General features: G+C 36.5%; 8 protein-coding genes, 4 tRNA genes and 1 pseudogene. 7 read left to right on the top strand and 6 right to left on the bottom strand.

Going from position 1 to position 7,964, the window contains the following annotated elements; genetic code table 11:
• The first annotated feature begins 72 nt into the window (after positions 1-72).
• From HMPREF0373_RS08955 to HMPREF0373_RS08970, 4 genes are all read left to right on the top strand, one after another.
• Positions 73-154: transfer RNA gene (locus tag HMPREF0373_RS08955), tRNA-Tyr, on the top strand.
• A 158-nt stretch (positions 155-312) separates the two neighbouring features.
• A tRNA-Met gene (locus HMPREF0373_RS08960) sits at positions 313-386 on the top strand.
• A gap of 6 nt (positions 387-392) precedes the next feature.
• Positions 393-465: transfer RNA gene (locus HMPREF0373_RS08965), tRNA-Phe, on the top strand.
• A gap of 15 nt (positions 466-480) precedes the next feature.
• Positions 481-553: transfer RNA gene (locus HMPREF0373_RS08970), tRNA-Lys, on the top strand.
• A gap of 311 nt (positions 554-864) precedes the next feature.
• Here HMPREF0373_RS08970 and HMPREF0373_RS08975 read toward each other — a convergent pair.
• From HMPREF0373_RS08975 to HMPREF0373_RS08995, 6 genes and pseudogenes are all read right to left on the bottom strand, one after another.
• The gene (locus HMPREF0373_RS08975; protein WP_044963634.1) at positions 865-1,602 is read right to left on the bottom strand and encodes a Fic family protein; all 738 of its coding nucleotides are present in this window, start codon (positions 1,600-1,602) and stop codon (positions 865-867) included.
• Positions 1,603-1,840: 238 nt separating this feature from the next.
• Complete coding sequence (locus HMPREF0373_RS08980; protein WP_021739369.1) at positions 1,841-2,167, bottom strand: helix-turn-helix domain-containing protein; 327 nt, start codon at positions 2,165-2,167, stop codon at positions 1,841-1,843.
• Positions 2,168-2,331: 164 nt separating this feature from the next.
• Positions 2,332-2,643: pseudogene (locus HMPREF0373_RS08985) on the bottom strand (IS66 family transposase); the annotation flags it as partial.
• A gap of 152 nt (positions 2,644-2,795) precedes the next feature.
• On the bottom strand, positions 2,796-3,266 hold the full coding sequence (locus HMPREF0373_RS16780; protein ID WP_129900143.1) for a hypothetical protein: 471 nt from the start codon (positions 3,264-3,266) through the stop codon (positions 2,796-2,798).
• A gap of 25 nt (positions 3,267-3,291) precedes the next feature.
• A complete protein-coding gene (locus tag HMPREF0373_RS08990; RefSeq protein ID WP_021739372.1) occupies positions 3,292-3,696 on the bottom strand; it encodes a DUF6120 family protein in 405 nt (134 codons plus the stop codon).
• Entirely contained in the window at positions 3,693-4,052 is a 360-nt protein-coding gene (locus HMPREF0373_RS08995; RefSeq protein ID WP_021739373.1) for a PadR family transcriptional regulator, read from the bottom strand. Before HMPREF0373_RS08995 ends, HMPREF0373_RS08990 begins: the two co-directional genes overlap by 4 nt.
• A 241-nt stretch (positions 4,053-4,293) precedes the next feature.
• Here HMPREF0373_RS08995 and HMPREF0373_RS09000 point away from each other — a divergent pair, with 241 nt between their 5' ends.
• From HMPREF0373_RS09000 to HMPREF0373_RS09010, 3 genes are all read left to right on the top strand, one after another.
• Positions 4,294-4,533 carry a hypothetical protein gene (locus tag HMPREF0373_RS09000; protein ID WP_021739374.1) on the top strand — a complete coding sequence of 80 codons (240 nt, stop codon included), beginning with the start codon at positions 4,294-4,296 and terminating at the stop codon, positions 4,531-4,533.
• 157 nt (positions 4,534-4,690) lie between these two features.
• Entirely contained in the window at positions 4,691-6,856 is a 2,166-nt protein-coding gene (locus tag HMPREF0373_RS09005) for a peptidase domain-containing ABC transporter (RefSeq protein WP_044963639.1), read from the top strand.
• A 130-nt stretch (positions 6,857-6,986) separates the two neighbouring features.
• Positions 6,987-7,781, top strand: coding sequence for a DUF6273 domain-containing protein (locus tag HMPREF0373_RS09010; protein ID WP_021739376.1), 795 nt, complete (start codon positions 6,987-6,989; stop codon positions 7,779-7,781).
• Positions 7,782-7,964 lie beyond the last annotated feature (183 nt).

Consider the following 7,964-nt stretch of genomic DNA (forward strand, 5'->3'; position numbering starts at 1 on the left):
AGGTTATCGGTTCGAGTCCGATCATCGGCTTTACATTAGGCATAAGAATTGAATTTTTGTGAATAATGTTATGGGTGGATTCCCGAGTGGCCAAAGGGGACAGACTGTAAATCTGCTGGCGATGCCTTCGAAGGTTCGAATCCTTCTCCGCCCATTAGGAGTAAGAATAAGAAATCTGCTTTGAGAAACCAAAACGGTTCGAATCTTTCTCCGCCCATTAGGAGTAAAAATAAGAAAGTAGTTTTGAGAAAACAAAACGGTTTGAATTTTTCTCCACATTTTGCTTAATTGAATAAAAGCGCTAACTAATATCGCGGGATGGAGCAGTCTGGAAGCTCGTCGGGCTCATAACCCGAAGGTCGTAGGTTCAAATCCTACTCCCGCAACTCAATGCCCAGTTAGCTCAGTTGGTAGAGCAGAGGACTGAAAATCCTCGTGTCTCTGGTTCGATTCCGGAACTGGGCATTTAAAATTAAATATGGGTGTGTAGCTCAGTTGGTAGAGCACTTGACTTTTAATCAAGTTGTCCCGGGTTCGAACCCCGGCACGCTCACTTTAAAGAACACGGAAGTGTTCTTTTTTTGTGCCGTGGTTCGAACCAAGGTTCGGTCTCCGCTCCGCTTCGGTCGGCGCTAAGCAGAGGTCTGGCACTTTCGTGTTTTTCTTAACTTGTCAATTCTAGCCGATTCTTACGGTTATAAAAATCTGTGATTTAAGTGGTGGGAGCATGTCACCCAACAGGCAAGCTGAGAGATAAATGCAGCCTATCTACTTCAGTGATGTATTTGGAATGGACGTCTAGGAAATGAAATCCGGGCGTCTATTTTTATTATTCCCCCGCTCACGAGGAGCAGGGGAAGTTATTTACTCTGCAAAAAAGTATTGGCATTCATTCCAGTAATAATCCTGTTCCTTTTTGAACAGAGCTGCGAGTTCTGCGACAGATCCGGTATTGTGATATGCTTTTAATGCATCCAGATATTCGGGACAGTTTGCATCCTGAATAATAAATGGAGCAATATTATTACATAAGCATTCACGGAAGAGAATCATGCGTCCGGTTCTTCCGTTTCCATCCTGGAATGGGTGAATACTTTCGTAACGCGCATGGAATTCTGCCAGTGTTTCCAAAGAAATAGCCTGACTTTCATACCGGGTAAATAATTTATTCATTTCTTCTGGTACTTGACTTGGAAGAACCGTTTTTTGCATACCAACGATATTCGCACGTTTTTTGTACTCTCCAATAGCATATCCGTTTGCACGATCCTCAAAAATACCGCTTTTCAGTTCATAGTGGAACTGTTTGATCAGATCCTGTGTAAGTTTGGAATCAAGAGTATCCAGCATTTTGTTGAACATCAGGAAATGCCCATTCATTTCTTCCACATCTTTGGCACGATAGTAGTCATCTGATTTTGGCAGCGTACCAGTATCAAAAAGGGAAGCAGTCTGTTCTTCTGTCAGTGTACTTCCTTCAATTTTGTTGGAGTTATAGGCCATAAGGCGCTGAGTAAATCCATAAATGCCAGAGCGGTCACGTTTCTTTTGCTCGATTTTGAAGCGTTCTGTTAAATATTCTATAAATGAGGATGTATTCATAAGCACCATTCCTTTCTATTTCCGTTCTAATACTAGCAATGCTGGAATAAAATAAATTGCATAGTTATCAACGATAGTATACACTCTGTATTTACTCTTATATGCATCCAATGCATCATTCAGAAATCCTTTTATGGTTTTATTTCTAAATAAATATTCAACAACATCTATTCCGCATTATATGCCCGATCTTGCATTTCTTCATATATATTCATACGGACACCTCCTGCACGGTAATTTATTTACGTTTGTTTTTAACAAATTCAGCGAACTGGCGGATTTCGTCAAGTTCATCTTCTGTATATTCGTCACCATCGAAGTGTGCGGCGATAGTGGAAGGCTTATTATCGTTGGACATGCCGTACATATCATTTACTGTAATTCCGAATATTTGGCATACGCGAAAAAGCGTATCGATATCTATTGAATTAACACCATTTTTCCATGAAGAAATAGCATTGTGTTTAACACCTAATTTTTCGGCAAGTTTTTTTTGGGTAATTTTGTTCTTTTTTCTATAAAAAAGTAAATTTTTTGCAATTACATCTTTTATATTGTCGCTCATTGAAGTCCCTCCTTTTAATAGGATAGTAACACATGTTTTTCATAGATATAAGAAAAAAACTTCATAAAACATGAAATAATATATTAATATTTCATAAACATGATATATTACAATAACAACTTCACAAAATGTGAAATATGGAGGTGATACAGGTGGTTGGTTTAAAGCTTTGATTTTGGTAATTCTCCAACTGCATTCTTTTCAGCCCATGACCAAAAGTTCTCGAGTTCTGATTGCTCGCGGATAATTCGTTGCTTTTTTCTGTTCTCTGGTGTTAAGGATGACAGTTCTTCCTCGATCGAGAAGATCTTATTCAACCTAAGGATTGCTTCTGCAGGCTTTGTTGCTGCAGGATTATGTACATCCTTTGGGAGTGCATCTACAAATGCACGACGAAGATGTGTAAAGCACATACATCTTGTTACATCTGAAACCCCGTTGTATCCGGAATAGGCATCTGTATGAATATATCCTTTTGACGATTTTTATTTACCTCAAAAACAGAGCCAAAAGTGATTGCTAATAAGAGTGTAAAACAACAGCAAAGAGGTTCGTTTGTGAACCTCTTTGTTGTCTTCTTGATATAGAACTATATGCCGTTTAGTTAAAAATGCTGTAGATGATTATCTTAATATAATGTTCCATTAGGACTGCAAGACAATGTGGTAGAAAGAGTTTTTCTCTGTACTTCGTGCCCCCTTAAATATTGGATAGCTGTGGCGGTTGCTGTAGCGCTGTTTCCACTTTTGGAAGAGGACTTGCTACTAATCTTCCAATCAGTGACATAGGACTTAGTTGTAACGGATGAAGCTGTACAAGTAGCGGATCCGTTTCCATAAGAAAAAGTTCCTGTTACGGTTACTTCCCATTGGGCGATATTGGATTTAGAATAGTAAGTAGCTGTTTTACTTTTGGTCTTATTTGTAGAGCACAAACTGATAGCAGGCATTTCAAGCGAGACAGTTTCGATTAAATAACTTCCATCATTGTAATAATGAATCGTTTTTTCGGGAGTGGTGGCAAACGCAGGTACGGTCAGACAAACAATGAGTAAAGCAGACGTTAAAAAACTTAAAATTGATTTAAATAATTTCTTCATAAGTAAAGATCCCTTCTCAAGAGCATTATGGTGTTTCGTCGTGAATACGTTCAATGACATATCCATCGATGGAGTCTTCGGCTCTTTTGTATAATTTGTGAAATGAATATAGTTCTATAGAAGCAACAACTACAGCAATGAGAAGAATTGAAATAACGATACAACGTATGATAGAAGATATACGTAATTTTTGAATGATGTATTCCGTATCCGCATTTTCATAATATTCGATAATAATATCTTTTGGTGTGCCGATACGAGTGCATAATTCATTATATGTAATTTCTGGCTGCTCACTGCAAATACTCTCTAAATTTTGAAAGATAGTATTTAAAAAATCCTTTTCATATTTTCCTTTAATCGGAATTAATATTTTTAATTTCCTGTAATAAGTTGAACCACCTTTTGTTAAGGTTTTATATTTCATCATGCATCCTCCAGTTGTTGAGTTTTAAAATCAAAATTTAAGATATTCTGGATACTTTGTGTAGTTTTCAAATATTCCTGTGTCAATTCTTCGAGTCGGTTCTGACCGGATGGTTCAATGTGATAATAGACACGGGTCAGCCGTTTTCCAACCTGCTTTTTGTAATCAGTGATATGTCCCTTATCAATTAATTTATATAAAACCGGATACATAGAACCTTCTGGAAAAGAAAGATATTCATTCGTGATATCACGAATGATCTGCCCGATTTCGTATCCGTAGCAGTCCCCTTTGTTATTCAGTATGTGAAGAACTAACAGTTCGCAGGAACCTTTTTTAAATGTATTCCTTGATGTCATATATGTTAATTCCTTCCTATTAGTTGTACAATTATATAGTAATAGAAAAAAACAAAAAAACAATACCTATATAAACTAAATATATATTGACGTATATAACAACCAATGATATGATTGATTCATCAAATGAAGGAGGAGGGGAGTCCAATGGTGACTGAAGAAGAGGTGACAGAAAAATATAATATTAATGATTTTTTAGCAATCTATTTCATTATACTATAAAATTATTGGAGGAAAACAAATGAAAAAAGTATCAAAACAGATGAGTATGGAAATTAGTGGGGGACATACTGTTGTGGCATATCCTAGAAATGGACCTGATAATGAATATGAGGCAAGCAAACCAGGAGTTGCTGGGTGGGTAAGAAAATGTCCTGCGAAAGGCCATACGACATGCCATGAGTATAGTGGACTAACATATGATCCAAAATATGGTGGAAATGGAAGAGTCTATGTATGTCGTAGTAAAGGTTGTAACTAGATAGAAGGGATAATTAGTTTAATAAATAAAATTTTTGACTCTTATAACAAATATTGCAGTAGCCTTACTGCAATATTTGTTGTTTGAGATATTATAATCGGGTACATGATTTGAGATAATGAAGAAAGCTACCCACAAGTTTATGGGGATCATACAGATGAAAATGTTTGGGAATGATTATGTAAAGCAACACGATACCAGAGACTGTGCAGCAGCATGTATGGCATCTGTCTGTAATCTATATGGTTTACATATTTCACTACTTCATATGCGAGAACTTTTGAAAATAGATAAAAATGGAACAAGCATGTATGCGTTGATGGAAGTTGCAAACAAAGTTGGATTTTCATGTGAGGTATTGCAGGGAAATTGGCAGGAATTTTCTGGTGAGATACTAGAAAGAAAAATATGTTTACCGGCTATTTGTCATATGCATATAGACGGATTGGAACATTTTGTGATTGTAAAAAAAGTAACCAATAAAGGAATATGGATTTTTGATCCGGCAAAAGGACATATAAAATACTCGCTGGAACTATTTGAAAGTCAATGGACAGGTTATGTTTTAAATTTGTATTCTGTTAATATAGAAAAAGAAATCAGGAAGAAAAAGAAGAAATCATTTCAATATATGGACATTCTCATTAGTTTGAGATGGAAGTTTGTTTTTATATTATTGATTTCGTTTCTGATTGCTGGAATTTCGATAATATACTCTTATTTTTACCAAAAAATAATAGATCAGTTTATTTTACATGAAAGTAACTATTTCGTAAATATAGATACAAATATGGCCGGAGTAAAACATTTGTTACAAGAATTTGCAGTTTTGCTTCAATATCTGCCATATTTGTTTGGAATGATGATCTTTATGATACTCTTTCAGTTTGTTTTAGCTATGATCAGAGGAAAAATATTAGCGACAGTCGAAAAAAAGGTAGATATATTTCTGTCCCAAAAATATGTTTCAAAATTGCTACGTTTACCATTTTCATATTTTCAGCAATGGGAAACTGGAGATATAATGGGACGATATCAGGATATGGATTTTGTACGGAATGCAATATCCGGCAGTGTGCTTACAATTACTTTTGAAACAGTTATGGCTATAGCGGGTTTTTTCATTTTGATAAGAATCAATACAAGATTGTTCCTTATTATTGTGGGAATGTTGATGGTTTATCTTATAATAGTATTATTGTATCGTAAACCTATGCAACAAATGAATCGTGATATCATGGAAGCTGATGCAAAAGTGACATCTGGTATTAAAGAAGGAATCGATGGAATTGAAATGGTAAAGTTATTTGCCCAGGAAGAGTCATATGGGACTAATATTGTCAAGCGCATGAATCAATATATATCATTATGCTATAAAGGAAATATGTTGTCTGTATCAGAGGGACAAATTTTAGCAGTGGTGCAGGGAATAGGAATGGTGTTGGTTTTGTGGTGTGGGACTAGTCGGGTAATATATGGAGATATGACACTTGGAACGTTGTTTTTGTTTGCTAGTTTGATGAATTATTTTATTTCTCCTGTACAGAATTTGATTGGATTGCAACCGCAGCTTCAGGAAGCATGCATAGCAATGGATCGCTTAAATGATATATTAAATGCGACACCGGAAAAAAAACTTCATTCAGGAACACTTTCGCCTGTTGATATTTGTGGAACAATTCATTATGATGGAGTTTCTTTTCGCTATGGATATCGAAAATGGGTTTTTCAACAAGTAACATTTTCAGTCAATGAAGGTGAGCATGTTGCTTTAACAGGAACAAACGGATCGGGAAAGTCAACATTGGCAAGACTTCTTGTTGGTATGCATGAACCGGATACCGGGATTATTACAATTGGTGGACAAAAAATATCGGAAATAGAGTTGGAGTGTCTTAGAAAGCATATTATTTATGTATCACAAATTCCAGTTCTGTTATCAGGAACAATTCGTGAAGGACTGCTATTTGGCTGTACGCATTCAATAAATGATGAATTGTTTGAAAGAATAGCACATGGCTGTGGTGTAGATGAAATTATACGTGATAATCCATTTGGCTATGATTGGATTCTTACGGAAAATGGAATGAATGTGTCAGGCGGTCACAGACAGAGAATTGCAATTGCAAGAGCATTATTGGCAGAACCGGATATTTTAATTCTTGATGAAGCAACCAGCCAGATTGACAGAGATCTGGAAGAAAAAATATTACAGTTTGTATTTGAATACAGGAAAGGAAAAACAATTCTCGTGATTACACATAATGAAAAAATAATACATATGTGTGACCGAGAACTATGCATTGATTTATTAAAAAAGTAAAAAGCTTTGTAGATAACAGGATGCTTAAGATTTACTTAAAAATTAAAATAATATGTAGATAAAAGGTTGACTAAGATTTATAATATATGCAATATCGCAGGAGTTCGGAAATTGGGGGGGTGGCGAGAATATGAGCAGAAAACCTTATAGCTGGCTTGTTGTTGTGGGAATGATTAGTTTGTGCATAGGATTATCAGGATGTGGGAAAAACGTAGATACAGTTGCTGAGAGTACCGTTCCGATAGAAATCGGGGAACATGTCATGTATGGCAGTTATCAGGGAGAACCGGTTGAGTGGCGTGTATTGGATAAAAAAGATGGAGAAATTTTATTACTCAGTGAATATGGACTGGATGCGCAGCCTTTTGATACAAGTGGGAAAAGTCGTGTGGACTGGAAAGACTCAACCATAAGGAAATGGCTGAATGATGATTTCTATAACAGTGCATTTTCAGAGAAAGAAAAAGAGAATATTGTTGAATCGAAGTCAGAAGGCTTTGAAGAATATAATACATCCATGAATTTAACAGGTGGTGGGAAACCTTATGCATATCTGGAACGAGAAATAGAGGATAAAGTGTTTCTGTTAAGCAATACAGAGCTGTGTGCATATTTTTCGGAAGATCCGTATCCGGGATGCTATAGTGATCCCTATGCGCACAAGGAATTATTGTGCTATCCGACTGCATATGCAAAACAGCAGTTGGAAACAAGGTGCCAAACAGAAACTTGTGGATGGTGGTTATGTAATCATGTTTATGAAGATGACAGTGTGGAGCTGGTTTCTGCATATGGGCAGGGAAGCGGAACGAGTCGCGAGAATATAAAAGCAAATACAAAATCTATTGCGGTCCGACCGGCCATGTGGGTTACCTGGCAGAGTGATATGGAGACGGTAGAGGCGAATCAGCAGCAGGCTGAGTAAATGTATGAAGTGAGGGAACTGCAGGAATATGAAAAATAAAACATTGGGAACGCTTGCTTTTCTGGGAATCACTGGCTTGTGCATAGGATTATCAGGATGTGGGAAAAACGTAGATACGGTTGCTGGGAGCAGTATTCCGATAGAGCCGGGAGAACATGTCATGTATGGCAGTTATCAGGGAGA

The organism is Eubacterium ramulus ATCC 29099 (genome assembly GCF_000469345.1).
Taxonomy (GTDB): Bacteria; Bacillota; Clostridia; order Lachnospirales; family Lachnospiraceae; genus Eubacterium_I; species Eubacterium_I ramulus.